At 34.7% G+C, this 25,740-nt stretch carries 22 protein-coding genes; 19 read left to right on the forward strand and 3 right to left on the reverse strand.

Translation table 11 applies throughout. The features are described 5' to 3' along the window. Window positions 1-83: 83 nt before the first annotated feature. On the reverse strand, window positions 84-1,742 hold the full coding sequence (locus CLOLE_RS03335) for a phosphoenolpyruvate carboxykinase (ATP) (RefSeq protein WP_013655652.1): 1,659 nt from the start codon (window positions 1,740-1,742) through the stop codon (window positions 84-86). A gap of 274 nt (window positions 1,743-2,016) precedes the next feature. Here CLOLE_RS03335 and CLOLE_RS03340 point away from each other — a divergent pair, with 274 nt between their 5' ends. Beyond that, a complete protein-coding gene (locus CLOLE_RS03340) occupies window positions 2,017-3,306 on the forward strand; it encodes an aminotransferase class V-fold PLP-dependent enzyme (protein WP_013655653.1) in 1,290 nt (429 codons plus the stop codon). On the opposite strand, the gene CLOLE_RS03345 is transcribed toward CLOLE_RS03340, so the two are convergent. Next, window positions 3,303-4,865 (reverse strand): putative polysaccharide biosynthesis protein, encoded by a 1,563-nt coding sequence (locus tag CLOLE_RS03345; protein WP_013655654.1) that lies wholly within the window; start codon window positions 4,863-4,865, stop codon window positions 3,303-3,305. The genes CLOLE_RS03340 and CLOLE_RS03345 overlap by 4 nt on opposite strands. A gap of 172 nt (window positions 4,866-5,037) precedes the next feature. Between CLOLE_RS03345 and CLOLE_RS03350 the strand changes: the two genes are divergently transcribed. The 12 genes from CLOLE_RS03350 (at window position 5,038) to CLOLE_RS03405 (ending at window position 17,223) form a co-directional block, all read left to right on the forward strand. Then, window positions 5,038-5,595 (forward strand): hypothetical protein, encoded by a 558-nt coding sequence (locus CLOLE_RS03350; protein ID WP_013655655.1) that lies wholly within the window; start codon window positions 5,038-5,040, stop codon window positions 5,593-5,595. 103 nt (window positions 5,596-5,698) lie between these two features. Then, the gene (locus tag CLOLE_RS03355) at window positions 5,699-6,763 is read left to right on the forward strand and encodes a glycosyltransferase family 4 protein (protein WP_013655656.1); all 1,065 of its coding nucleotides are present in this window, start codon (window positions 5,699-5,701) and stop codon (window positions 6,761-6,763) included. After that, the gene (locus CLOLE_RS03360; protein ID WP_013655657.1) at window positions 6,760-7,794 is read left to right on the forward strand and encodes a lysylphosphatidylglycerol synthase transmembrane domain-containing protein; all 1,035 of its coding nucleotides are present in this window, start codon (window positions 6,760-6,762) and stop codon (window positions 7,792-7,794) included. The genes CLOLE_RS03355 and CLOLE_RS03360 overlap by 4 nt, the downstream gene beginning before the upstream one ends. Before the next feature lie 70 nt (window positions 7,795-7,864). Further along, on the forward strand, window positions 7,865-9,052 hold the full coding sequence (locus tag CLOLE_RS03365; RefSeq protein ID WP_013655658.1) for an SAM-dependent methyltransferase: 1,188 nt from the start codon (window positions 7,865-7,867) through the stop codon (window positions 9,050-9,052). Between the two features lie 75 nt (window positions 9,053-9,127). Further along, complete coding sequence (locus CLOLE_RS03370) at window positions 9,128-9,670, forward strand: NADH peroxidase (protein WP_013655659.1); 543 nt, start codon at window positions 9,128-9,130, stop codon at window positions 9,668-9,670. Window positions 9,671-9,688: 18 nt separating this feature from the next. After that, window positions 9,689-10,012, forward strand: a complete 324-nt coding sequence (locus tag CLOLE_RS03375) for a DUF1540 domain-containing protein (RefSeq protein WP_013655660.1) — start codon at window positions 9,689-9,691, stop codon at window positions 10,010-10,012. 118 nt (window positions 10,013-10,130) lie between these two features. Next, on the forward strand, window positions 10,131-10,685 hold the full coding sequence (locus CLOLE_RS03380; protein ID WP_013655661.1) for a hypothetical protein: 555 nt from the start codon (window positions 10,131-10,133) through the stop codon (window positions 10,683-10,685). Between the two features lie 104 nt (window positions 10,686-10,789). Then, window positions 10,790-11,719, forward strand: coding sequence for a dipeptidase (locus tag CLOLE_RS03385; protein WP_013655662.1), 930 nt, complete (start codon window positions 10,790-10,792; stop codon window positions 11,717-11,719). 121 nt (window positions 11,720-11,840) lie between these two features. Further along, a complete protein-coding gene (locus tag CLOLE_RS03390; protein ID WP_013655663.1) occupies window positions 11,841-12,452 on the forward strand; it encodes an HD-GYP domain-containing protein in 612 nt (203 codons plus the stop codon). Window positions 12,453-13,012: 560 nt separating this feature from the next. Beyond that, the gene (gene metG / locus CLOLE_RS03395) at window positions 13,013-14,989 is read left to right on the forward strand and encodes a methionine--tRNA ligase (protein WP_013655664.1); all 1,977 of its coding nucleotides are present in this window, start codon (window positions 13,013-13,015) and stop codon (window positions 14,987-14,989) included. 190 nt (window positions 14,990-15,179) lie between these two features. Continuing rightward, window positions 15,180-16,268, forward strand: a complete 1,089-nt coding sequence (locus CLOLE_RS03400) for a CobW family GTP-binding protein (RefSeq protein ID WP_013655665.1) — start codon at window positions 15,180-15,182, stop codon at window positions 16,266-16,268. 19 nt (window positions 16,269-16,287) lie between these two features. After that, a complete protein-coding gene (locus CLOLE_RS03405) occupies window positions 16,288-17,223 on the forward strand; it encodes a TIGR03943 family putative permease subunit (protein WP_013655666.1) in 936 nt (311 codons plus the stop codon). An 81-nt stretch (window positions 17,224-17,304) separates the two neighbouring features. Here CLOLE_RS03405 and CLOLE_RS03410 read toward each other — a convergent pair whose 3' ends face one another. Next, window positions 17,305-17,649 carry a PH domain-containing protein gene (locus CLOLE_RS03410; RefSeq protein ID WP_013655667.1) on the reverse strand — a complete coding sequence of 115 codons (345 nt, stop codon included), beginning with the start codon at window positions 17,647-17,649 and terminating at the stop codon, window positions 17,305-17,307. 297 nt (window positions 17,650-17,946) lie between these two features. Between CLOLE_RS03410 and CLOLE_RS03415 the strand changes: the two genes are divergently transcribed. The 6 genes from CLOLE_RS03415 (at window position 17,947) to CLOLE_RS03440 (ending at window position 25,574) form a co-directional block, all read left to right on the forward strand. Continuing rightward, window positions 17,947-19,314: an MATE family efflux transporter gene (locus CLOLE_RS03415; protein WP_013655668.1), complete on the forward strand. Its 1,368-nt coding sequence runs from the start codon at window positions 17,947-17,949 to the stop codon at window positions 19,312-19,314. Between the two features lie 86 nt (window positions 19,315-19,400). After that, window positions 19,401-19,976: a cyclase family protein gene (locus CLOLE_RS03420; RefSeq protein ID WP_013655669.1), complete on the forward strand. Its 576-nt coding sequence runs from the start codon at window positions 19,401-19,403 to the stop codon at window positions 19,974-19,976. A 187-nt stretch (window positions 19,977-20,163) separates the two neighbouring features. After that, window positions 20,164-21,834, forward strand: a complete 1,671-nt coding sequence (locus tag CLOLE_RS03425) for a phospholipid carrier-dependent glycosyltransferase (RefSeq protein ID WP_013655670.1) — start codon at window positions 20,164-20,166, stop codon at window positions 21,832-21,834. A 176-nt stretch (window positions 21,835-22,010) separates the two neighbouring features. Next, window positions 22,011-22,607 carry a 5' nucleotidase, NT5C type gene (locus tag CLOLE_RS21565; protein ID WP_013655671.1) on the forward strand — a complete coding sequence of 199 codons (597 nt, stop codon included), beginning with the start codon at window positions 22,011-22,013 and terminating at the stop codon, window positions 22,605-22,607. A gap of 212 nt (window positions 22,608-22,819) precedes the next feature. Continuing rightward, window positions 22,820-23,257, forward strand: coding sequence for a MarR family winged helix-turn-helix transcriptional regulator (locus tag CLOLE_RS03435; protein ID WP_013655672.1), 438 nt, complete (start codon window positions 22,820-22,822; stop codon window positions 23,255-23,257). After that, window positions 23,235-25,574 carry an MFS transporter gene (locus CLOLE_RS03440; protein ID WP_242825767.1) on the forward strand — a complete coding sequence of 780 codons (2,340 nt, stop codon included), beginning with the start codon at window positions 23,235-23,237 and terminating at the stop codon, window positions 25,572-25,574. The genes CLOLE_RS03435 and CLOLE_RS03440 overlap by 23 nt, the downstream gene beginning before the upstream one ends. The last annotated feature ends 166 nt before the right edge of the window (window positions 25,575-25,740 follow it).

Raw genomic sequence — 25,740 nt, forward strand, 5'->3', positions numbered from 1 at the left:
ACATGACTCATTAGCGTTAATCATGTAGTACCCTTTTTTAGTGCTTCAATTGGCGATTTTCACACTAGGTTATTTAAAATAAATTAAGCATTTTTAGCTTCAGCAACAACTTTTTTCAATGCTTCAAGAGCATCGGCAGGAAGTTTGTCGAAGCCACCTTTTACAGTATCACGAGATGCAACGAAATCTACACGGTCTTGCATACGTTTTTGTAATTGGTCAACATAGTTTTTATCAGAGAAGTCTGGAACAAAGCCTTCAACTTCCATAATTTCGATATCAGAGAATGGTCCCCATGGTTTAAAAGTAGCTTTACCTTCAACAATGGCTTCAAGTACACCAAGCGTATCTTTTGGTGTTACTTTTTTACCCATGAAGTCTCCTGTATTGATGATGTAGCAATCTACATTTCTTTCAGCAACTAATGCTTTAAATTTATCATAGTCATTTGCAAGTGGGTAGGTTCTAAATGGATTAGCATATGGTTCAACTACTAAAGCATTTGGATCTACGCCAGGAGCAAGTCTTTCTGCACTTGAACGTTTGGTAGCAAGTGTAGCACCCATAACTGAAGCAAGTTCAGCACCACTAAGTTTTACAACTGGTGGAATAGTAGGGTCTTTCATAATCCAGAAGATAGCATTAACTGGTTCATCAAATTTATTAACACGGTTTGGTGACCAGAGAATAGATTTAACAGCACGACCATTACCATTACGTACATCTTCTGTAACAGGAACGATTTTACCATCTTCATCCATAGTTGCACCACAGTTTTGCATTGTAACAAGGTATTTGTTATCTTCACAAGTAAGTGGATAATCTTGTGTTTTATCAAAGTAAGCTGGTTCTAAAGCAACTGAAGAGCCATCTTCTGTTGAAATAACAAAAGCATCATCATGAAGTACAGTAATATCATATTTACCACCATGACGCGCATGTGTAAGTGTTGATTTACCAGAACCAGAAAGTCCGAATACACCAGCTACGAAAGCTTTACCACCTGGAAGGTTGTAACGTTTTTGACCGCCGTGACAAGATGCATAACCATGACGATTAGCCATAGCCCAAGCAAGTGTTAATGTACCTTTTTTGTGTTCTCCAAAGTATCTCATACCAAGGATAGCAGCACAGTTGTGTTCTGGGTCAAAGAAGGTAAGACCCATTGGATGATCTGGATGTGACCAGTCTGGATCAGAGAAGATGTAAAGGTCTCCATCTGGATATTCTTTAGACTCAGCATACATTCTGGAAACTTCTTCATTGATCGCTTGGAAGTTTAGTAACCAAGAATACATAATGTTTTCTTGAGTTTCAGGAATGCAGAGGTGAGCTTTTACAGAGAAATCTTTATCAAGACCTACGATAGCTTGTGCATGATAAAGTTTTTTAGTACGAGCTTTGTAAATTGCTTCACTTATTTTTAATGCATATTCTCCTTGATTAACGCCTGGTTCGCCCATGATTTTACGAGCAGCAGCAGCACGGCCACTTACAGCACCATCATTGAAAAGAAGAATCTTACTATCTTCATCAAGGCCTAAAAGTTCTGGTTTGTATACAGGAATATCTGTTACTACAGTACCAGGAGAGTTTTTAGCTAATTTATAAGCTTCTTTTAGAGATGTTACAGGCGTTACATTATTACCATAGAATGCTGTTTCGATTGTGGTACGAATTTGGTGGAAAATAGGATTACTAGCTCCAATTTCAGTTCTAGGGAATCTTGCTTTTGTTGACATATGTAAATCCTCCTTAAAATAAAAATAGTATCATTGCATGCTATTTTGTTAAATTTGAGATAAACCTCTCTAAACACAATTATCTTTTATTTTTACCAATAAGTCAACAAATATAGTTGATTTGTATATTATTATAAAAAACAATATTAAATATTGAAAATAAAGTCAAATATAGAAACATATTTGACTGATTTTATATAAATAAAAGACCAATAGGCATATATTCATAATTTTATTTAGAAAGAATATAATTTTCTAGGGGGTGAGAGTATAGATGGAAGAAAAGATTAAATACAGAGAATTGTTTAATGGTATAGAGGTGCCAGTGAAACTTATAGATGGGGAGTATGTGTGTCCTATCAACTTTGATAATGCGGCTACAACTCCTCCTTTAAAAAAGGTAGATGAATTTATTTATGAAAATATGATGATGTACGGTTCGGTTGGTAGAGGTGGGCATAAGTCATCCTATTGCACGAAGGCTTATGAAGTGTCAAGAGAGGAAGTACTTGATTTTTTTGGATTAACACCTAATGACGGTTATGAGGTGATCTATGTTAAAAATACTACAGAAGGAATTAATTTATTAGCTACCTTATTATGTAATCGTAATCACAATAAGATATTAACAACACGTATGGAACATCATGCCAATGATTTACCATGGAGGAATGTAGCTCAGCCTTTTTATGCTGAGGTAGATGAAAATACAGGGAAGCTAGAAATAGATACCTTAGAGGATCGACTAAAAAAAGCTCAGGGAACAATTAAATATGTCAGTGTTACAGGTGCTAGCAACGTAACTGGTTATATTACACCTATCCATGGGATTGCCAAATTAGTTCACCAATATGGTGCTAAGCTGATTGTTGATGCGGCACAATTAGTAGCTCATAGAGAAATTAATATAAAAGGAAAGACTAAGGATGAAAACATTGATTTCTTAGTATTTTCTGGCCACAAAATGTATGCACCTTTTGGAAGTGGGGTAGTTATAGCTTCAAAGCAAATGTTAGAAGAATGTCCTCCCTTTTTAAAAGGAGGAGGAACAGTTTCGTTTGTACTTGATAATGATGTTTATTATAAGGACACACCTTATAAAGATGAGGCAGGAACACCTAATTTTTTAGGTGTCATGGCTGTTGTTGCAGCTATGACAGTTTTGAAAAAGATAAGCTTTGAGGCAATACAAGCACATGAAGAGATTCTTAGAAATCACTTATTATTAGGCCTTAAGCAAATTCCAAAAGTCATATTATATGGAGATTATTTAGAACAAAACCGAGTGGGGGTTATACCTTTTAATATACAGGGCATGCATCAAGACAAAGTAGGAGAATTCCTACAAGATAAAAGAGGAATTGCTGTTAGAACAGGGTGTTTTTGTGCACAACCTTATGTGATGCGTCTTCTAGGTATAGATAATGAAGAGCGGTACAAATATTTAGTTAATCCAAAACTTGAAAAACCAGGAATGGTAAGAGCAAGCTTTGGACTTTATAATACAATAGAGGAAGTAGATGAATTTTTAAATGTGATAGAAATGATGGTAGCTCATAATTAGTTAAGGAAAGGCATGTGTTTTTTTAACCAAGCCAAATCTTCGGAGGATAAACATTCTATAATAAAGAGAACAACTAAGTAGATTATAATAGTTAAACTAATACCTATGATCACTTTAGTTGTTAAACCAAATTGATAACGGAAAAAACGATTAATAATAAGCCTAGAGAATGTTCCTCCTGCTGCAGCTGCTAAGCTGGGTTTTAAAAGCCAATTAGTAAGCTGAAATTTAATATGCGTCGTATTTAATAATGTATTGAAATTAAGAGTAGAGGTTAAGATACAACTAATCATCATAATACCCATAAAAGCAGTCATGCCCTTAATTGGTAATAGAAAGTAAATTAAAACAATGCGACAGATGGAATCTAACATACTATATTTAAGACAGCTCATTTGTTTACCAAGGCCCTTAAGGATACCATCTGTAACTACTTCAATATAAATAAAAGGTATCACTAAAGAAAGGGCACATAGCATAGGACCTATAGCTTCATTTTTGTAGATAGCGAAGCCTAGTTCGTTGCTATAGTTCACAAATATACCAACTACTAAAATACTTAGGATAAAGGTAAGTTGTAACACCCGATTAGTAGTTGTAATCACACGTTCTTTTCGCTTTAGCACATTGGCCTTGGCAATTTCAGGTACCAGTGTAGTAGAGAAGGCTGTAAGAAAAGCAGAAGGAAAAAATAAAATAGGTAGAACCATGCCTTTTAACATGCCATATAATCCCATAGATTCTTGAAAAGAGTTTCCAAATTTCTTAAGTCCACTAGGAATTAAAATGTTTTCAATAGACATAAACACATAAGCAATATAAGAAATAGAAGCAATAGGTAATAAAATGCTAATTAGACGTATAAATAAATTGGTAGAGCTCTCTAGAGCGGTATTATTTTCTTTATTATGAGCTTGATGATATTTACGGCGGTCTAAAATAAAGAGTGAACCTAAATAACTCCAGGAGGTCATTTCACCAATCGTAAGTCCAAGGCCTATAGCGCCATAAGCATAGGAGAGGCCAAGAGGAGAATAGATCTGTACAAGAGTAAGAATAAGTCCCATTTTAACAATTTGTTCTAGAATATCTGCACTAGCTGGAAAAACAGTTTTTTTAGTGGCATAAAAGTAGCCCTTAAAACAAGAAGAGCAGCTAATGAAAGGAATGCTAATAGAAAGGAGTCTTAGGCCTATACTAGCATGAGAATCATGAATAATGTGCATGGCTAAATAAGGTGCGCCTATAAAAAGTAGAATACTTATTAAAAAGCTTAAGCTTAGGGCAAAGGTAAAAGCAATACGCATAATCTTAGCAATGTTATGGGGAGCTCTGCGGCCTAATTCTTCAGCTACTAATTTAGATACAGATACGCTAAGACCAGCAGAAGCAAAGGCAACTGCAGTTGTATAAACAGACATAGTAAGCTCATAAATGCCAATGCCTTCAGCACCTAATATATGAGATAAAAAAACAATAGAAATCATGCCTATAGTCCGGGTAAAGAAAGAAGTAGCTGTTAAAATAAGCGTACTGACCATAAGTGTCTGCTCTTTCATAGATTGTCTCCTTTCAAAGAGAAAAAGTAAGGTACATCTAAAAGTCTTGTATGAAAACAGTATATGTACAGCTATAAAAAATTAGGACTAGTTAGTTGAAATTGGACGTTGATTTCAATAGAGTGAGCTAGGTATAATGACTGTAAATGGTCAGTCGTTTAGGAGGAAAAATATGAGAAGTCAGAGACAAAAAATACTTAATCGTATAGATAAAAGTCCAGCTACAAGCATGCAAAAAGATTATGCGCGTTCTTTAGGAATTACTTTGCCAGAAGTAGCTACGAAAAGTGATGCAAAAGCACTGATAGATTTAGAATTAGATTCCGATGAGCCTGCATCAGAAGGGCTAAAGGCTTTTGCAATAGAAAAGGGAATGAAATTCTCGGATTATGTAGGAAATAAATATCTTCATAATTTATTATTTGATAATCTTGAAGCATTAGATAAGGTTATTTTCTTTTGCTTTTGCATTTATAAATTCCATTTTAATGACAGTGAGGAACATATATTGGAACATCCCAAAAAAGAGGTTTTTCAGGAATTTGGGGAACAATATGTTAAGGATAGTTTTTTTGTAGCTTCCATGGAAGAGTATGTCGGAGAAGAATTAATAGCTTTCGGAAAAAGTGAAAAAGTAACTAAAGAGGGAAAGAAAAAAACAATCTATGGTGGTAGTATTCATACAAGAGCTTATAAAAATGCCTATGATTATCTTAAAGCTTATATTTAATATGAGAAATATTAAAAAAACTTAAGATTTATACAATAAGGTAAAAATTAAGGTATAATAGTGACTGTAAATGTATAAGAAATTTTGGCAGGGAGGTCTAAATATGCCAACAATCAATATGCTATCAGCAGCAGATAAGGTAAAGGGACAAGGTGTTGGTTCTGCTTATTTAGAACAACTAGACCTAGTACAAAATGGACTAGGAGAAGAATATACAATAGAAGTTAATAAGGTAAAGTGTGCGGATATTATGCATTATCACACCATTAACTTGCCGTATTACTTAAGCTTGCCATTCGCGAAGGCTAGAAAAAGTGTAACAGTAGGTGCAGTACATTTTCTACCAGAAACAGTAGATGGTAGTATTAAATTACCGCATATTGCTACACACGTTTTTTATAAATATATTATTGAGTTTTATAAAAGTATGGACTATCTTGTAACTGTTAATCCTAATTTTATTGACAAGCTAGAAGCTTACGGTATTCCAAGAAATAAAATAGCTTACATCCCTAATTTTGTTTCTAAAGAGAAGTTTTATAAAATGAATGAGCTTCAGAAAAAAGAATTAAGGAAAGCGTATAACATTCCACAAGATAAATTTGTAGTACTTTGTGCAGGACAATTACAACTTAGAAAAGGTGTTTTTGAATTTGTAGAGATTGCTAAGGCGATGCCAGAAGTAGAGTTCATTTGGGTAGGAGGTTTTTCCTTTGGAAATATCACATCTGGGTATAAAGAAGTAAAAGAGCTTTTAGACAATCCACCTAAGAATGTAAGATTTTTAGGCATAGTAGAAAGAGATAAGATGAATGAACTTTATAACATAGCAGATCTTATGTTTTTGCCATCTTATAGTGAACTTTTTCCTATGATTATTTTAGAAGCCATGAATTGCAATACACCGATTCTTTTAAGAGATTTAGATATTTATCCTAATATTCTTTTTGATTACTATATGAAGGGTAATACGAATGAGGAATTCATAGGACATATTCAAAGACTTAAAAATGACATAGCATATAAAGAAAAATATATTGCGAAGTCGAAAGAGGGAAGTGAATTTTACTCAAGAGAACATATCCTTTCAATGTGGCAAGAATTTTATGCTGAAATATTGTGCGCGAATAAGAAAATACTTTTAGCAGGTGGAGAATTTACTACATGAAAAAATATAAATGGAATGTCCTATTTGTATTCATATTAGGTTTGATCATGGCATGGATTTTACTAGGTAAAGGTAATCCTAAAATGATGTTAGAAAGTGTTAAAACTTTAGCACCTAAATGGTTACTCATAGGACTAATATGCATTGGCTTATATGTAGGAGTAGAAACCATTATACAATATATGCTTACTAATAAGATGCAAAGAGGACATTCCTTATGGAATGCCTTTAAGGTAGTAATGACAGGTCAGTTTTTTAATGCCATTACACCCTTTGCCTCCGGGGGACAACCTATGCAAGCTTTTATTATGGCGAAGCAAGGAGTACCAGTAGGAACGTCTATTAGTATATTGATGACGAAATTTATTATTTATCAGCTTATTTTAACCTTGTATTCTATGATTGCACTTTTAATACAGATGCCATTCTTTTTTTCTAAGATTAGTGGCGTTGTGTATTTATCTTTAATAGGGTTTTTAATTAATTTTGGTATTGTAATGATTTTGGTTGCTTCTGTATTTATGAAACAACAACTTAAAAGAATAGGATTTTGGGGAGTTAATATACTCCAACGTATGAGAATCATTAAACATCCTACAGGCATTAAAAGAAAAATCATTGCTCAAATTGATTTATTTAATAAAAATATTGGTTTGTTGAAGAAAAATACAAGTTTGCTTTTACAGGTGAGTATGCTAACGATTATGCAGCTTACAGCTTACTTTTTAATTCCTTATGCAGTGTATAAAGCTTTTGGGTTAGCAGGAACTAAAATGTTTGTTATTATATCAGCAGCGGCTTTTATAGTAATGATTTCATCTTTTGTTCCTATTCCAGGAGGTTCAGGCGTAGCAGAAGGAAGCTTTTTCTTGTTCTTTCAGCTATTCTTCCCAACTACTATTTTGCCGACTGCTATTTTATGTTGGCGATTGATTACTTTTTACATTCCATTATGTATAGGTGGCGTTATGACCATGCTACCTGACCATAAAGTTAGAAATTTAACTGGTGAAAGTAAGATTGGCGCCTAGCTGTAATAAAATATACATGGAATAAGATGCATCTAAAACGGTGATACTCCTCTATAAGAGGAGTGATAAGATGAACATACAAGCAAAATTAATGGAGAAGTTCCTCAAAAGATTTGATGGGACTTCTTTTGACGTTCAGTTTGAAACAGGAGAAGAATTGCATATTGGGCAGATGCCAGCGAAGTTTAAAATAATTATTCATGAACCTATAGCCTACAAGAAACTTATAAAGAGCACCTCGCTAGCTTTAGGAGAAGCTTATATGAATGGAGCTATTGAAGTAGAAGGGGATTTAATAGAGGCACTAGATGAACTTTTTAAATACCAAAATCAATTTTCTACAGACTATAGTGCACTTAAAAAATTATTGCATACCTCAACCTCTGCGAAAAATCAAAAGAAGGAAGTTTGTTCGCATTATAATTTAGGAAATGACTTTTATAAACTTTGGTTGGATAAGTCTATGAGCTACTCTTGCGCCTATTTTAAAAACGAAACAGATACTTTAGAAGAAGCACAATATAATAAGGTACATCATATTTTGAGGAAACTTAATCTAAAACACGGTATGAGTTTATTAGATATTGGGTGTGGTTGGGGGTATCTTTTAATTGAAGCTGCTAAGACCTATGGCATTAAAGGAGTAGGTATTACACTAAGTGAGCAGCAGTATAAAGGTTTTAAAGAGAGAATAAAAGCAGAAGCTTTAGAGGATTACTTGCAAGTAGAATTAATGGATTATAGAGAATTACGTGTCTCAGACCTAAAATTCGACCGAGTTGTAAGTGTAGGAATGCTAGAACATGTAGGTAGAGAGAATTATGACTTATTTTTCAAAAGCGTAGATGCTGTATTAAAACCAGAAGGTTTGTTCTTGTTACATTATATTAGTGCTTATGGAGAATATCCTGGAGATGCTTGGATTAAGAAATATATTTTCCCAGGAGGGGTAATACCTAGTTTAAGAGAGATTATTCATTTGTCAGCAGACTATAAATACTATGTACAAGATGTAGAAAGTTTAAGAAGGCACTATGTTAAGACCTTGCTTTCTTGGTATGAGCGCTTTGAAGCGCATTTACCTGAGGTAAGAAAGCTGTTTGATGAAAGGTTTATACGTATGTGGCAGATGTATTTATGTTCTTGTGCTGCCAGCTTTAATAACGGCGTTATTGACTTACATCAGATTTTATTTACTAAAGGGGTTAATAACCAATTACCAATGACTAGAGAATATTTATATACACGATACAAATAATTAGTTTTTAGCATAAAATATCCTTTTTTTCGCATAATAAACTTGTACATCATTAGGTAAGGAAAGGATGAGATAATGAAAAAATACGTTTGTACAGTATGTGGTTATATTTATGAAGGTGAAACACCACCAGAGAAATGCCCTATTTGTAATGTAGGTAGTGATAAGTTTGAAGAGATGAAAGGCAGCCTCCAATGGGCTGATGAACATCGCATTGGTGTAGCAGAGGGAGTAGATCCTCAAATTTTAGAAGGACTTCGTGCTAATTTTATGGGGGAATGTACCGAAGTAGGTATGTATCTTGCCATGAGTAGACAAGCTGATCGTGAAGGATATCCAGAAGTAGCAGAAGCTTACAAACGCATAGCTTATGAAGAAGTAAACCATGCGGCTAACTTTGCAGAAATGTTAGGTGAAGTGGTTAAAGCAGATACCAAAGCTAACCTTATGGCTAGAGTGGATGCAGAGTATGGTGCTTGTCAAGGAAAGAAAGAAATAGCAACTCTAGCAAAAGCACAAAATTTAGATGCCATCCATGATAGTGTACACGAAATGGCAAAAGATGAAGCACGTCATGGCTGTGCTTTCAAAGGCTTACTCGACAGATATTTTAAATAGCATAAAGGAGGAAAAAGTATGCCTAAAATTCATTGTGGTGTTGATACCTGCTCTTATAATCAAGATAAAGTTTGCCGTGCTAGTATTATTAATGTTGGAGGCAAAGGCTCTACAGATAATGAAAGTACTTGTTGTGGAAGCTTCCTTAACCGTTTAGGTTATAGTAACTTGGCGCAATATACTGAAAATAGAGGAGATACAGATGCTATTCTTTGTAAAGTAGATACGTGCATTCATAATAGCAGTGAGCATTGTTCATTAAACGAGCTTCAAATAGGACCTTCAAAGGAAGAAGCAGAGATTTACACAGAAACAGATTGTCTTAGCTTTGAAAGAAGATAAATTTAAAATCTATCTAGGTATAGGGACTTAGATAGATTTTTTTATTGCCATTTTAGGAACCTATTCCCTCTTTTAGAAATAGAATAATATGAAAGTATTTTAAAAGAGGTATTAAAGCATGGACAAGAAAACAATTTCAATACTCGGTTTAGGGGTTTTGGCAGTTAGTAGCTTAGTTAAAAACAATGAAAAATCATTAGTAGACATAAGAAATAGCGAAGAGAGTAATAAAGAATTTACTGTGCCAGGCATCTTATTAGATGAATTTATAAGCAGACGTTATAAAATAAGTTTTAAATACCCTAGAAGCTGGAGTAAAAATCCTAGATATGAAGATAAATATGAGGGGCCTACAGGTTTTTTTGAAGTAAGTACTTTTTCAGGTATAGGTGAAGATATAGGTGCAGCTGTTAATCAACAAATTAATGAAACTTATCAACCCTATGGCTCTAATCCTACAGTGAGAAATTTTATTGTAGATGGGCAGCCTGCAAGAGTTATTTATCCATCTGCTGATCAGTCTGCTTTTTTTAAAGACAGAGATGCTGCATTAGTGGTACAATATAAGGAACCTATTACAATAGATGGGGTACCTTATAAGTATGTCGTAATCTGGACTAATAAGGAGTACATTCCCCTTATTATGAGTACCTTTAAATTTGTTAATGACTAAAATATTTCTAAAGAAAATAAGGGACTGCTGTGAGATGATGCAGCAGTCCTTTTAGTATGAGGCGTATAATAGGAATATAGGAGCTAATAAAGGGAGTGAAAAGAATGAAATATTTTGATTTACACTGTGACACGGCTACAGAGTGCTTTGAAAGACATCTAGAGCTTTATAGAAACAACTTGCAATTAAGTATAGAACGAGGCTTGGATTTTGAAGAGTGGGTACAAGTTTATGCCATTTGGATGAATGACAACCTTAGAGGAGAAGCAGCATATAAGCATTTTTGTAAAGTGTATAACTACTTAATATTAGAGCTACAAAAGAATGAGAGTTTAGTACGACTATGTACAAGTGGTAGAGAAATAAATGAAGCATTAGAAAAAGGAAAAAGGGTGGCCTTATTAGCTGTAGAAGGTTCTGCAGCACTGGGAGGAAAGCTAGAACATATAGAGGACCTTTATAATAAAGGGATTAGATTCATGACATTAACATGGAATGGCCGCTCTGAAGTAGCTGATGGGTGTATGCAAGAATCAGCAGGTGGCTTAACAGACTTTGGGAAAGCAGTAGTAAGTGAAATGAATAGATTAGGTATGATTATAGATGTGTCACATTTAGCAGAAAAGGGATTTTGGGATGTAGTAAGCCATAGTGACAAGCCATTTATTGCAACGCATTCTAATAGCAAGAAGATATGTGATCATCCAAGAAATTTAAGTGATGAGGCTTTCAAGACAATTGTAGAAAGGAAGGGACTAGTGGGAATGAATTTTTACCCTACCTTTATTAATGGGACTACAGAAGCGAGTATAAAGGAGTTACTGCCTCATATCTCACATTTTCTAGAACTTGGTGGAGAGAATGTCATTGCCTTAGGCTCTGACTTTGATGGTGCTACTATGCCTATGGATTTACCTAATATTGAAAAAGTAGAGTGTTTTTACAATGAGCTGGTCAAAAATTACGGTAAGATTATAAGTGACAAAATATGTTTTAAAAACGCATTGAATTTCACCAATATACTAAATAATTGATTAAAAACAAAAAATAACAATATAATTTACAGCATTGAAATTGACAATCTAAAAAAACCGTAATACACTTAAAAAAGATGCAATAAGCTAGCTATTAGACTGGATGAAAGAAGGAAATGACGTGAACACAAATATGCCGTCTTTGCTAAATAACCAATTTGCTTATTATGATGTGATTGAAAGTATTGTTACGGCATTAGATGCCAAGGATACCTATACAGCTAATCATTCCAGAAGAGTAGGAGGAATGGCTGATTTACTATGCGATTATTTAGGTGAAAAAGATAGTGTAAAAGCAACGGTGCATATAGCAAGTCATATACATGATATTGGGAAAATAGGTATTCCTGATCATATTTTAAATAAGCCAGGTAAGCTAACTGAAGAAGAGTGGGAATGTATGAAACGTCATACTTCTATAGGAGCTAATATTTTGAAAAAATCGGAAGCACTTAAGTCATTAAGTGATGTCGTTCTCTATCATCATGAAAGATGGGATGGTAAAGGCTACTATGGCTTAGAAAAAGAAAATATTCCTTTAGAAGCTAGAATCATAGCGGTTTGTGATTCCATAGATGCTATGACTAGTAAAAGAGCTTATAGAGAAACTTTATCTATAGAATATTGCAAAAATGAAATACAATCTAATATAGGTAGGATGTATGATCCGCGAGTAGCTAGTGTGGCAGTAAAACATTTTGAACATCTATTGAGCTTAAAGGTAGTCAGCTAGCAATTGAATAGGTGAGAGATTATATATTGAAATATTGGGTAAACTATGATAAAATAACACAAGTTAAATAGTTAAACATAGTGAAGAGAAGAGTAGGTTTAAGGATCTTTTAAAGAGAGCTTCGGGAGCTGAGAAGAAGCAAGGAAAATTAAACTGAACATGGCCTCGGAATGGTGCACCGACGATCCTAGGATTTAGGCTGCAACAGGTTTCGCCTGTTATAGCGAAAGAGTATAACTCCAAATGACTTTTAAAGCGAAGAGAAATGAAAACCTTAAGAGTAGAGTGGAAGTACTTAACGAGACTTATATTGTAAGGTATAAGTGAAGTAGAGTGGTAACGCGTGTGATGACCTCGCCTCTATAACAGTTTGTTATGAGGGCGAGGTTTTTTGATTGTTTTTAATGAAAGATCAGAATCTCATTTACTTAGGCGTTTCACTAAATTCCATTAAACAGTTCATTTTTGTAGTAGTGGTTTGTTTTTAAATGATAGAGTAAAACTAAATAAATAAGAAAAACTACTATATAAAATAATCATATAAGAAAAGGAGCATTTAAATGAGTAAACCAACGTATTACATTACAACACCAATTTATTATCCAAGTAACAAGCTTCATATTGGACATTCCTACACAACAGTAGCAGCTGATGCTATGGCCAGATATAAACGTCTTCGTGGTTATGATGTCATGTTCTTAACAGGAACAGATGAACATGGGCAAAAAATCGAAAGAAGAGCAGCAGAAGATGGTGTTACTCCACAGGCGTTTGTGGATCATATCGTTGACTGGATTAAAGACTTGTGGAAAACAATGGACATTTCTTATGATAAATTTATCCGTACAACAGATAAAGAACATGAAGAAACAGTTCAAAAAATCTTTAAAAAGCTTTATGACAAAGGTGATATTTACAAAAGTGAATATGAAGGTCTTTACTGTACACCATGTGAAAGCTTCTTTACAGAACACCAATTAGTAGATGGCAAATGTCCAGACTGTGGTAGACCAGTAGAAAAAGTAAAGGAAGAATCTTATTTCTTCAAATTATCAGCTTATCAAGATAGACTGATTAAACACATTGAAGAAAATCCAGATTTCATTCAGCCAAACACAAGACAAAATGAAATGCTTAATAACTTCCTTCGCCCAGGACTAGAAGATTTATGTGTATCTCGTACTTCTTTCAAGTGGGGAATTCCAGTAGAATTCGATCCAGGTCACGTAGTTTATGTATGGCTTGATGCGTTATCAAACTATATTTCAGCACTTGGTTATCTTCAAGCAGATGATGCTAACTTTAAAAGATTCTGGCCAGCAGATGTACATTTAGTAGGTAAAGAAATCGTACGTTTCCATACCATTATTTGGCCAGCTATGTTAATGGCAATGGATCTTCCACTTCCAAAACAAATTTTTGGTCACGGTTGGTTAGTTATTAACGGTGGGAAAATGAGTAAATCACAAGGGACAGTAGTAGATCCTAGTGTACTTGTAGGTCGTTATGGTAGCGATGCAATCCGTTACTTCTTACTTCGTGAGATTGCTTTTGGTCAAGATGGTAACTTCTCTAATGAAGCCCTTATTTCAAGAATCAACTCAGACCTTGCTAATGACCTTGGTAACTTAACATCAAGAACAGTAGCTATGATTGAAAAGTACTTTGGAACACTTCCGGAAGTACAAGAAGGCAATGAATTCGACGTAGATGTACAAAAGGTTGTTAAAGAGCAAATTGCTAAAATGGAAAGCAATATGGAAAAACTTTTCTTCAACAATGCGCTTGAAGACATTTGGGTAATCATTAGAAGAATGAATAAATATATTGATGAAACAATGCCTTGGGTACTTGCAAAAGATGAAGCTAACCATGCAAAACTTGCAGGTGTACTTTATACTCTTTCAGAAGTGATTCGTATTGTCAGCATTATGATTGAACCATTTATGCCACAAACACCAGAAAAAATCTGGGCACAGTTTGGTATTGTAAGAGGTGAATTAACAGCTTGGGATTCTATTCATCAATTTGGCGCACTTCCAAGAACTGTAGCAGCTAAAAAAGGTGAAAATATGTTCCCTCGTATTGATAAAGAGAAGGAACTTGCTATTCTTGAAGCAGCGGTGCCAACAGCTGAGTCAAAAGAAGAAGCAAAAGCTAAAGATAACAAAAAAGCTGAAGCTAAAAAAGAAGAAAAAGTACAAGAAGTATCAGAAATCACAATTGATGACTTTACAAAAGTTGAGCTTAAAATTGGTGAAGTTATTGCGTGTGAAAAGGTACCAAAAGCTGATAAACTTCTTGTATCTAAAATTAAAATCGGTGACGAGGTAAGACAAATCGTATCAGGTATTGCAGCGTACTATTCACCAGAAGAGTTCGTAGGTAAAAAGGTAGTGGTTGTAACTAACCTTAAACCAGTTAAACTCCGCGGCATCCTTTCACAAGGAATGGTACTGTGTGCATCAGATGATAACGGTAACTTAGTTGCAGTAGGCCCTCTTGGTGAAATGGCAAGTGGCGCAGTAGTAAAATAAATGATAGTAAATCCCCTGTAAGTCATATACTTAAAAGAGTATGGGTCTTACAGGGGATTTTTTAGAAAGAGGATAAAATTTATTCAGATTAATGTATAAAAATATTTGATATACCCATAATTAAGTCATATAATTGAAATGCATGTGAACTAGGTCATAGATATTTTGATAAGATAGGGAGGTTATACACATGACAAAAATAGATATTATATCAGGCTTTTTAGGAGCAGGGAAAACAACGCTTATTAAAAAACTCATTAAAGAAGGCTTTAAGGGTGAGAAGCTTGTGCTTATAGAGAATGAATTTGGTGAGATTGGTATAGATGGTGGCTTTTTAAAAGAAGGGGGTGTAGAGATTACAGAAATGAACTCCGGATGTATTTGCTGTTCATTAGTAGGGGATTTTGGCACTGCATTAAAAGAGGTATTAGAAAAGTATAATCCAGACAGAGTTATCATTGAACCATCTGGAGTAGGTAAACTTTCAGATGTCATTAAAGCTGTTAAACAAGTGGCATTAGGAAATGAAGTAAGGCTTAATTGCAAGGTAGCAGTAGTGGATGCCCTAAAATGTAAGATGTACATGAAGAATTTTGGCGAATTCTTTAATAACCAAATAGAAAGTGCTAGCACTATTATTTTAAGTCGTAGCCAAAACTGCTCAGAAGAAAAATTGCATGAAGCAGTTAAGCTTATTAAAACGCGTAATGCAGAAGCTGCTATTGTGACTACTGCTTGGGAAGAGATTGCAGGTGATAAGTTATTAGCTGTTATGGAAAGTGGCAATCATTTAGAAAGGGAGTTATTAGAAGAGGAAGAGATATATCCACATTGTGGAGGGCATCATCATGAACATCATGACGAAGAAGGACATGATCATGATGAGCATTGTGACTGTAAGCATCATGCTGAAAGTGAGCAGGAGGAACATCATCATGAACATGATGAAGGCTGTAGTTGTGGACATGATCACCATCATGAACACGGGCATCATTATGCAGATGAGGTATTCACTAGTTGGGGACTGGAAACACCACGACGTTTTGATAAAGAGGAAATAAGAACTATTTTAGAAAAGCTAGCTCATACAGAGACATATGGTGTTATCTTACGAGCCAAAGGTATTTTGCAAGATAATGAGGGGAATTGGTTCTGTTTTGATATGGTGCCGGGAGAGTATGAAATAAGGGAAGAGGCAGCAGATTATACAGGCCGCTTATGTATAATAGGTACAAAGCTAGATGAAGCAGGACTTAAAGAATTACTAGGAGAATACTGAGAGAAAGAGAGAAGATCATATGAGAGTTCCAATATTTTTATTTAATGGCTTGTTAGAAGCGGGGAAAACGGCCTTTATTGAAAGTCTTTTAGAAAAGCCAGCTTTCGCTGATGGGAAAAATACACTTGTTATTTGCTGCGAAGAAGGCGTGGAGGAGTACAATAAAGCACTATTTCAAAAGAATCATATTACCCTAATTAACCTTGAAGAGGAGGAAGCATTTACAAGTGAATTATTGGAAGAGTTAGCAAACACTTATGAGCCACAGCGTGTTGTTATTGAATTTAATGGGATGTGGAATTTAGAAAGTGCCTTTGATGTAACCTTACCGGAAAACTGGTTTTTATATCAAAGCTTGGTTCTAGTTAATGGAGAAACCTTTGAGCTTTACATGAATAATATGAGATCACTGATGATAGAACATTTTAAAATAGCAGACCTGGTTATTATTAATCGCTGCTTACCTACAACTAATCTAGCATTATTACGAGGTGCTGTGAAATCTATTAATGGGCAAGCAAGGTTATTCACTAGTTCTAAAGATTTTGTAATGGAGCCCATTGAGGAAGAATTACCCTATGATTTAAGTGCAGAATTAATCGATGTTGCAAAAGAACACTATGGGACTTGGTATATTGATTTGTGGGATCATCCTGAACATTACATGAGGAAAAAGATAAAGGTAAGAGGCTTATTTTTTCAGCAGCCCACAGATCCAAAGGACTGCTTTAACTTTGGCCGATTTGCCATGCCATGCTGTGAGGATGATATTGCATTTATGGGATTATATTGTAAAAATATTGGGAAACCACGTTTTCAAAATAAGGATAGTATAGAAATACTAGGTGAAATCCGTTGGGAACCAGCTGAAGTTTATGAAGGTGATGGACCAATATTTTATGTAAAAAGTATAGTGAAGGCAGAAGAACAACAAGAAGACATGGTAGCATTTTAAAATAAAAAGTTTAGTTTCAATAAAAAATAAGGTGCCAAGTCGCATGTTTGTACTTGGCACCTTATTTTTATTTAAGAAGGTTTAATCACATACATAGAAGGTAAGGAGTTTTTCAATTTCTATAAAGTCACAACCTTTAGAAAACTTAAGTACAAATTCTTCATTATGCACAATAAGCTTAATCTCTATATCTCTGTCTAGGATACCGTCATCTTCAATCATAAAATGAGAAATACTACGATAAGGAATAGATACCTTTCCTTTTTTAGTAGAGAAGGCGTTCTTATCAAAGAAAATAATACGTTTATTAGTAAAACACATTTCGTCTACTACTAAACGATAAACGGCTTCAATTTCTTCACCTTCTGTTAAAAAACGTTCAAAATACTTAGTGTTAGTAGATTTGGTACCTCCAAAAATTCCCATACACATACCTCCTGTTTTCTTAAATAGTTACGCAAACTTTTAAGTACAGTATAGCACGTGAAGTCATTAGTTTATAGGGGAAAAAAGGAAAACTGGAAATAATATCTAGTTACTATTAACATAAAAATTTCAATTAGGTATTGACATTTATTCGCTTTTATATGAAAATGTACTCTGGTTAAAACAAAGCAGTATTAAATGAAAAGTGATAACACATAAAAAAGAGCAGATGGGCGGCTAACAACCCATTTGCTCTTTTTGCTTTTTAGTAAACTGATTTATAGAAAGGGGAGCGATATGAAAAAGATATTTAAGGATAAGGTATTTCTAAGTACAATGCTTACTTTAGCGGTACCTATTACACTTCAAAGCTTTGTGACCTCATCCCTTAATTTAGTAGATACTATGATGGTAGGAAGTTTACAAGAGACAGCTATTTCTGCAGTAGGACTTGCTAATCAATATATGTTTATTTTTACGCTTTGCATATTAGGGATTAATGCTGGAGCCAGTGTATTTATGTCTCAATATTGGGGAAAGAAAGATTTACAGGGAATTAAGACCTTTCTAGGGATAGATTTAACTGTAGGTTTTGTAGCTGCTAGCTTATTTGCTATAATGGCATTCTTCTTTCCAGAAGTAATTATGGATATTATGTCAGATGATGCAGCAGTTGTCGCCTTAGGCGCTAACTATTTAAAGATTGTAGCCGTTAGTTGTTTATTTATGAATTTTACCCAAGCCTATTCTTCTGCATTAAGGAGTACAGGTCAAACAAAATTACCTATGTTTGCAAGTTTAATAGGAGTAGGTATAAATATTATTTTAAACTGGGTTTTCATCTTCGGAAAGCTTGGTGCACCTGCTATGGGAGTAGAGGGAGCGGCATTAGCAACAATGTTAGCACGTTTAGTGGAGGTTGTTTTTATAGTAAGTATTGTTTACTTTACTAAAAATAAAGTAGCAGCCAAACTAAAAGAATTATATAGCTTTAGTTTAAAAACAGTAGGTGTTTATTTTAAAACATCATGGTCTGTTATTACTAATGAACTTGTTTTTTCAGTAGGCTCAGCAGCTTATTCAGTAGCTTATGCCAAAATAAGTACTAATGCTTCTGCTACCATGCAAATTTCTAGCACGCTTATCAATATGTTTTTTATTTTTCTTACGGGAGTAGGAACAGCAGCAGCCATTATGATAGGGAATAAAATCGGTGCAGAAGAAGAAGCGGTTGCTAAAGATTATGCACATAAAGTAGCTAAGCTAACACCAGTTATAGGGATTATATTAGGTATTGGTATATGGATCTCGGCCCCAACAATCCTGAGATGGTTTAACATTCAGCCAGAGACCTATAAAGCAGCTATACTGGTTTTAAGAACTATGGCTATCTTTATGCCACTGCGTTCGTTTAATGCCATTATGATTATCGGTGTATTTAGAGGAGGCGGAGACACCACCTACTCCATGCTAGTACAAGCCGGTACGATTTGGCTTTATTCAGTACCATTGGCGTTTATAGGTGCACTCGCACTCAAGTGGCCAGTTTATAGCGTATTTTTCCTTGTTTGCACAGAGGAAATGATTAAGGTCCCATTTGAATATTTTAGATTACGTTCTAATAAGTGGATTAAAAATCTAGTACATGAAAAGCATCTCTCATAGAGATGCTTTTTCTATGGTGTGACATAGACAGAAAATGGAAAAATCGGTATAATGATGACAAGGACAATAAAAGAGGGGGACATGATGTGAGGTATATTGATTTAACATTACAGGTAAAGAAAAGTAATCGTGTTTATAAACAAGCGGAAGTTCAGTTAAAGAAACATATTGTAATGGGTCATGTAGGTACTCATTTTGATATATATGGAGAAGTACAATTACCACTAGAATATATGCAAACTAGAGGCGTATTATTTGATGTGAGTCATATTAAAGATAGGGAAATAACCATTGATGATGTAGATCTAGATTATGTGAAACCGGGAGACTTTGTCATGTTCCGCACAGGTTCTATTGAAAGGCATCCTTATGGTAGTGGTTTATATTTTAGTAGCAGCACCCAATTTTCTTGGGAGCTTATTCAAGAATTGGCTATGGAACGTGTTAAATTTGTAGGGATTGATGCACCGGATTTAAGAAAAGGAAAGGATCATGTAGAAGCAGACAAGCTTTTCTTAAAGTATGGCACTTTTGTCATTGAGAATTTAACTAATTTAAGTGCCATTGAACCTCAGTCAGTATGTAAGATGCTCACTATGTGGCATGAAGATACAGAGGCAACAGGGATTAAATGTAGGGTAGTAGCTGTGCAAGCAGAATAAATTTAAACTCTACCTTTAATAAAGTGAGAATATGGGGTATAATTTGCATAATGGAGTATGCTTAATGATTTACTTTAAGGTGAGTGAATAAAGAGTGAATAGGAACATTAGGCGCAGGAATATCAGATGATAAGGAGGATTTAGTAGCGCTTAGATAGGAGGCTACTAAAGAGGAAAAATGATTTTTATGCCTAAAAAAGAATATAATTTGACCTTGAAGGATAGCTTTTGGATGCTTTGTATTGTGCTGATATATGGTGTTTTATCCTTTTTTAATTTAGGGAGCATGGAGAATCCACAAAGCTTTTGGGGACCTGAAGAAAATAATGCTCGTATTGTAGTAGATTTAGGAGATCAGGTTCATGTAAGTAAGATAAGACATTATAGTGGTGCCCGCTTTGGTAAATTTAAACTTTATACATCAGAAGATAATGTAGGTTATGAATTTCTAAGTGATTTAGAACAAAAACGGGTTTTTGCTTGGGAAGATTTAGAAATAGATGCAGATATACGTTATTTAGCCATTGAAGCAGAAGCACCTTACGGTATTATTGGAGAAATAGCTTTGTATAATGAAGCAGGCCAGGTATTACCGGTGACAGCCCTAGAGGGAGCAGAAGCAGTTGTTGATGAAGCAAAGGTAGTTCCAGGAGAAATTAGTTATTTGAACTCTACGTATTTTGATGAGATTTATCATGGACGTACAGCTTATGAGTTTGTTCATGGTATGGACATTTATGAATGGACCCATCCGCAATTAGGCAAGTTAATCATGAGTATTCCTATTAAATATTTAGGTATAAATCCATTTGCTTATAGATTGATGGGAAATGTAGCAGGTTTGTTGATGTTACTTGTTATCTATGTATTTGCTAAAAGACTTTTTGGATCTACTAAATACGCAGCTTTAGCCATGATTCTTTTTGCAGCAGATGGGATGCATTTTGTACAGACCAGGATTGGGACAGTGGATAGCTTCCTTGTATTGTTTATTCTTTTGTCCTATTTATTTATGTACCAATATATTTCGTGTAAGACAGAAGGTTCTTTAGGTAAGAAACTACTCCAATTATTTGGTTCAGGGATATTCCTAGGGATGGCCATGGCTACTAAGTGGAATGGTGCTTATGCAGCTATAGGCCTAGCCGTTATTTTCTTTGTAGATTTATTTATACGTTCAAAGTCGGCTACAACCTATGGAAATTGGAGGAGCCAAAGTAAGAAAATCGTATTAAGTTGCTTTATTTTCTTTGGTGTAGTTCCGATTACCATTTATGTGGTTTCATTTATTCCTTATTACTTGATTAGCGGGAAAGATAGCTTTGTACAGTTTCTATGTAATGAACAAGTAAGAATGTACGAGTATCACTCACAGCTTAATGCAACACACCCCTTTAGTTCACCATGGTATTTTTGGCCGATTGGTTATAAGCCAGTATGGTATTATGATGGTCAGGTAGCAGAGGGGATGGTGTCTAGTATAGCCCTTTTTAGTAATCCGTTCATTTGGTGGACAGGGATTGTAGCTATGATTTACGCTGTTAAAGAAATGATTCTAGAGAGAAGTAAGCAATATAGCTTTTTAGTAGCTGCTATATTAGCAGTATATGTACCTTATATGCTTGTACCTCGCATTATGTATTTATACCACTACTTCCCAGTAGTACCTCTGATGATTTTAGCTTTAGTAGGACTTATTAAGACTTTAGATGAAGCCAGTAAAAAACCTATTTATCTATGGTATGGTATTATAGCAGTACTTGTGTTTGCATTTTGCTATCCTATTTATTCAGGCTTTTTAATTCCAGAGAGGTATGCTGAGTGGATTAGTTTAGGTGGTATGTGGCATATTTATTAGAAGAAAAGGGCGTTGCATAGTCAATGCCCTTTTAGTGTTAAATGAAGGAAAGTCTTACATATAAGAATATTCTTTATGAGAAGCACTAAAAACTAGGAACTAAAATAAAGATCGTATAATAAAATGATAATAAATTCGCTTATAAAATAAGAGGACAATAATAAGGAGGAGACACCGTGGAAAAGAATAAAGTGACATTACTAATAGACCAAGATGATGTATTAGCAGAATACATCAAGGGCGTTACAGAGGCCTATAATAAGAAATACAAGACAGACATAAGCCCAGAAGAGTGTAATAATTGGGATCTGCATACAGTGTTTGGTGAAGAAGTAGAAACGGTGATGCATGAACCAGAGCTATTTAGGCACTTAGAGCCAACACCAGACGCATTAGAGGTATTTACAAGATTATATCATAGTGGTTTATTTGAAATGTACATTGTAACAGCAGCGCAGCCCTGCAGTGTAGAAGCTAAGCACGAATGGATTAAGGAACATTTGCCTTTCTTCCCAGAAGAACGTGTCATTGTCTGTAGAAGAAAGTATATGATTAAAGGAGACTATCTTTTAGATGATGGTATGCATAATATAGAAGACTTTGCTAAGGCAGGTGGAACGCCTATTGTTTTCGAAAGGTTTCATAACAAGACTGCCCTAGGTAACTATAGACGTGTTACTAATTGGAAGAATTTTGAACGAATGATTATAGAACTATGCTACCCAGAGCTTATGGAGCGTTATTTTGATGAGGAAGCTTTGGAAGTAGTGTAAGCCATGAATAAATAATAATGATGATAAAACCTTTAAGGCAAGCAAAGACAGAAGTCTAGCTTGCCTTTTCTTTTGGTTTATAAATTCTTAACGATAAATTAATATATTCAAAATATATTGACAATTTTTTGAAAGGTGCTAATATAAAAGTTGCCAAGACAACAGTTGTTTTGACAACTATAAAAATGAGTTACCAATGGGAGGTTTTTAATATGCTAATGAACGATCTGTCTATTATTGTTAGACATTCCAATGCTTTTTTAATAAGAAAGCTACAAAAGTATGGTGTGGGGTGCGCAGAACATGTGGTATTGACGTTTTTAGCTAAAAACAATGGTGTTAATCAAGAAAGTATTGCTCAGTTTTACAAACTGGATAAAGGAGCTGTGGCAAAAACCTTAGGAAAGTTAGAGGAAAAAGGATATATTATCAGAAAAGTGAATGAAGAAAATCAAAGAGAAAAGATCATTACTTTAAGTGAAAGCGGCAAGGAGATTATTACTGAAATGGAGCAGCTTCTAAAAGAATTTAATGCTGCTATTTTTGAAGGAATGAGTGTAGAAGAGATAAAGACGGTTGAAAAATTAGTAGGAACTATTTCAAAGAACGTACTTAATCATTTAAAAGATGGAGATGATGTTAATGACTAATGTCATTAAAAAACCTAATTTGGTTCTAATTACAATTATATATTTAGCAGGTATATTTATGGGAGCTATTGATACTGGAATTGTAACACCAGCTAGGACTATTATTCAAAGCAACCTAGGTGTTGATGGGCAAACAGGAATATGGATGATTACCATTTATACGCTTGCTTATGCAGCCAGTATTCCGATTATGGGAAAGTTTGCGGATAAGTTTGGCAGAAAGTATGTTTATCTATTAAGCGTAACGCTTTTTGGTACGGGTTCACTTTTATGTGGTCTTTCACAAGAGGTAGGTAGCTTTAGTATGCTACTGATTGCTAGAGCAATTCAAGCTATTGGTGGAGGTGGCATTGTACCAGTGGCTACAGCAGAGTTTGGCACTAGTTATCCGCCGGAAAAGCGTGGGATGGCTTTAGGTATGGTAGGAGGCGTTTATGGTATTGCCAATATTTTTGGTGCCTCTGCAGGAAGTGCCATATTAGATTTGTTTGGGCAAAATAATTGGCAATTTATTTTCTATGTGAATATACCGATTACTTTATTTATTATTTTAGCAGGTATTTTTGTTTTACCTCGTTGTGAAAGAAGAGATACCAAGAAGGTCGATGGCTTAGGGATACTCACCCTTACAATAATGGTGCTGTCATTACTCTATGGACTTAAAAATATTGATTTCTTCGAGTTTTTAAATAGTATGAAATCAACAGATGTCTATCCATACTTACTTATTTTCATTTTATTATTACCTGTATTTGTGCTTATAGAGAAAAAAGCAGCAGACCCAGTTATGAATTTAAAATACTTTACTAATAAAAATATCGTGGTCACCTTAATTATTTCTTTTATTAGTGGGGTTGTCATGATGGGAATGATTTTCGTACCTCAATTTTCAGAGAATGTACTTAAGATTAAAACAGGTAGTGGTGGCTACTTAGTTATCATTTTAGGACTATTTGCAGGGGTTGCGGCTCCTGTATCCGGAAAGCTTATTGATAAGTTTGGAGCGAAACTTATTTTAGCACTTGGCTTTATTATTTCCATAGTAGGATCAGTATTCCTTGTATTTGTAACAACTTACTATCCTAATATGTTAACAGTTGTAATAGGCTTGGTATTTACGGGACTTGGTATTGGCTTTACTATGGGAACGCCCATTAACTATATGATGATGGCTAATACAGATGAAGCAGAATCTAACTCTGCACTTGCAACGGTTTCTTTAGTGCGTTCTATAGGAACGGCTATTGCACCCACTATTATGGTAGGTTTCATTGCAGCCGCTGGAGGGAATATTCAAAGCAATGTGATGAACCTTTTACCACAAGAACTAACAGTGCCAGACTTACCTTATGCTAAGGAACTTACAGAGACCTTTAACACACTTAAAGCCAATCCTCAAATGGCAGAGAAGTTAAAGGATATTACTATTCCAGATTTAACAGCTATGCAAACGGTTAAAATTGACTTTAACGGAAGCTCAGATTTTGAGATGCCAGAGGACCTAAAGAATCTGATGAAGGATTCAGATGTGACGACTATCGTAGAAAATAGTAAAACACTTTCTAGTCGTATGTTTGACATGATAACGCCTAATGTGATCGCTTCTATCGAAGCAGGAATAGATCAAGGGATCGCAGGTATTAATGCCGGAATACCTGAATTAGAAAAACAAAAGGAAAAATTAAATGAAGGTTACACAGGTCTTAGTCAAGGCATTATGGGAATGGAAGCAGGTATCAAAGAACAAAAAGCAGCACTTACTCAGTTACAAGATATTTTAGAGATGATGAGTAAACAAGGTGGTAATAACGCCCTGCCTAAAGGCATGAGCTTAGCTGAACTTCTCCCACCAGCAGCAAAGCAGCAAATGCCAGTAGCAGTCCTTGAGGAGCTCGAAGAAGTTAAATCATTAGAACAACTCAAAGCTAGAGAAGAAGGATTGACAAAAGCTATAGCAAATCTAGAGACAGAATTAGAAAAAAGTAAGAAGGGTCAAGAAGGAATGAAAGCAGGTCTAAGAGGTATTGAGACTGCCGAGGAGCAGATGAATGATATGGTTACGAAGATGAATAGCTTAAAAGCTGCCATTCCAGATAGCTTTGCTAAAGCAAAAGATAATTATTTAAAAGCCATTGATGATAAGAAGGCGGTTTTAGAAGAAAGCTTTCAAACAACTTTAAATGTTGGTTTCCAAAGGGTTTATTTAACATCAGCTATTGCTGCAGCACTTGCTATTGTGTTTTTGGCTTTCTATAGTAATAAAGGGACTGATTATAAAACAGCAGCATTAGAGAAGGAAAATGCTCCAACTAAGTAATAGAACTAAAAGCATCTATGAATCAAATCATAGATGCTTTTTTAGGTGGTTTTGACAAAAAAGTATGAGTTTCTTCTATATAATAGTATAACTAAAAGTAAATGTTATTTAAAAGTTATCAACTTGTCATATTATAGTTGGCACAATTTGTTATAATAAAGAAAAG

The organism is Cellulosilyticum lentocellum DSM 5427 (assembly GCF_000178835.2).
Taxonomy (GTDB): Bacteria; Bacillota; Clostridia; order Lachnospirales; family Cellulosilyticaceae; genus Cellulosilyticum; species Cellulosilyticum lentocellum.

Bases quoted from the DNA above. Each gene is read 5' to 3' on its own strand.
- CLOLE_RS03335 (WP_013655652.1), bottom strand. From the start codon at position 1,742: ATGTCAACAAAAGCAAGATTCCCTAGAACTGAAATTGGAGCTAGTAAT.
- CLOLE_RS03340 (WP_013655653.1), top strand. From the start codon at position 2,017: ATGGAAGAAAAGATTAAATACAGAGAATTGTTTAATGGTATAGAGGTG.
- CLOLE_RS03345 (WP_013655654.1), bottom strand. From the start codon at position 4,865: ATGAAAGAGCAGACACTTATGGTCAGTACGCTTATTTTAACAGCTACT.
- CLOLE_RS03350 (WP_013655655.1), top strand. From the start codon at position 5,038: ATGAGAAGTCAGAGACAAAAAATACTTAATCGTATAGATAAAAGTCCA.
- CLOLE_RS03355 (WP_013655656.1), top strand. From the start codon at position 5,699: ATGCCAACAATCAATATGCTATCAGCAGCAGATAAGGTAAAGGGACAA.
- CLOLE_RS03360 (WP_013655657.1), top strand. From the start codon at position 6,760: ATGAAAAAATATAAATGGAATGTCCTATTTGTATTCATATTAGGTTTG.
- CLOLE_RS03365 (WP_013655658.1), top strand. From the start codon at position 7,865: ATGAACATACAAGCAAAATTAATGGAGAAGTTCCTCAAAAGATTTGAT.
- CLOLE_RS03370 (WP_013655659.1), top strand. From the start codon at position 9,128: ATGAAAAAATACGTTTGTACAGTATGTGGTTATATTTATGAAGGTGAA.
- CLOLE_RS03375 (WP_013655660.1), top strand. From the start codon at position 9,689: ATGCCTAAAATTCATTGTGGTGTTGATACCTGCTCTTATAATCAAGAT.
- CLOLE_RS03380 (WP_013655661.1), top strand. From the start codon at position 10,131: ATGGACAAGAAAACAATTTCAATACTCGGTTTAGGGGTTTTGGCAGTT.
- CLOLE_RS03385 (WP_013655662.1), top strand. From the start codon at position 10,790: ATGAAATATTTTGATTTACACTGTGACACGGCTACAGAGTGCTTTGAA.
- metG (WP_013655664.1), top strand. From the start codon at position 13,013: ATGAGTAAACCAACGTATTACATTACAACACCAATTTATTATCCAAGT.
- CLOLE_RS03400 (WP_013655665.1), top strand. From the start codon at position 15,180: ATGACAAAAATAGATATTATATCAGGCTTTTTAGGAGCAGGGAAAACA.
- CLOLE_RS03405 (WP_013655666.1), top strand. From the start codon at position 16,288: ATGAGAGTTCCAATATTTTTATTTAATGGCTTGTTAGAAGCGGGGAAA.
- CLOLE_RS03410 (WP_013655667.1), bottom strand. From the start codon at position 17,649: ATGGGAATTTTTGGAGGTACCAAATCTACTAACACTAAGTATTTTGAA.
- CLOLE_RS03415 (WP_013655668.1), top strand. From the start codon at position 17,947: ATGAAAAAGATATTTAAGGATAAGGTATTTCTAAGTACAATGCTTACT.
- CLOLE_RS03425 (WP_013655670.1), top strand. From the start codon at position 20,164: ATGCCTAAAAAAGAATATAATTTGACCTTGAAGGATAGCTTTTGGATG.
- CLOLE_RS03435 (WP_013655672.1), top strand. From the start codon at position 22,820: ATGCTAATGAACGATCTGTCTATTATTGTTAGACATTCCAATGCTTTT.
- CLOLE_RS03440 (WP_242825767.1), top strand. From the start codon at position 23,235: ATGGAGATGATGTTAATGACTAATGTCATTAAAAAACCTAATTTGGTT.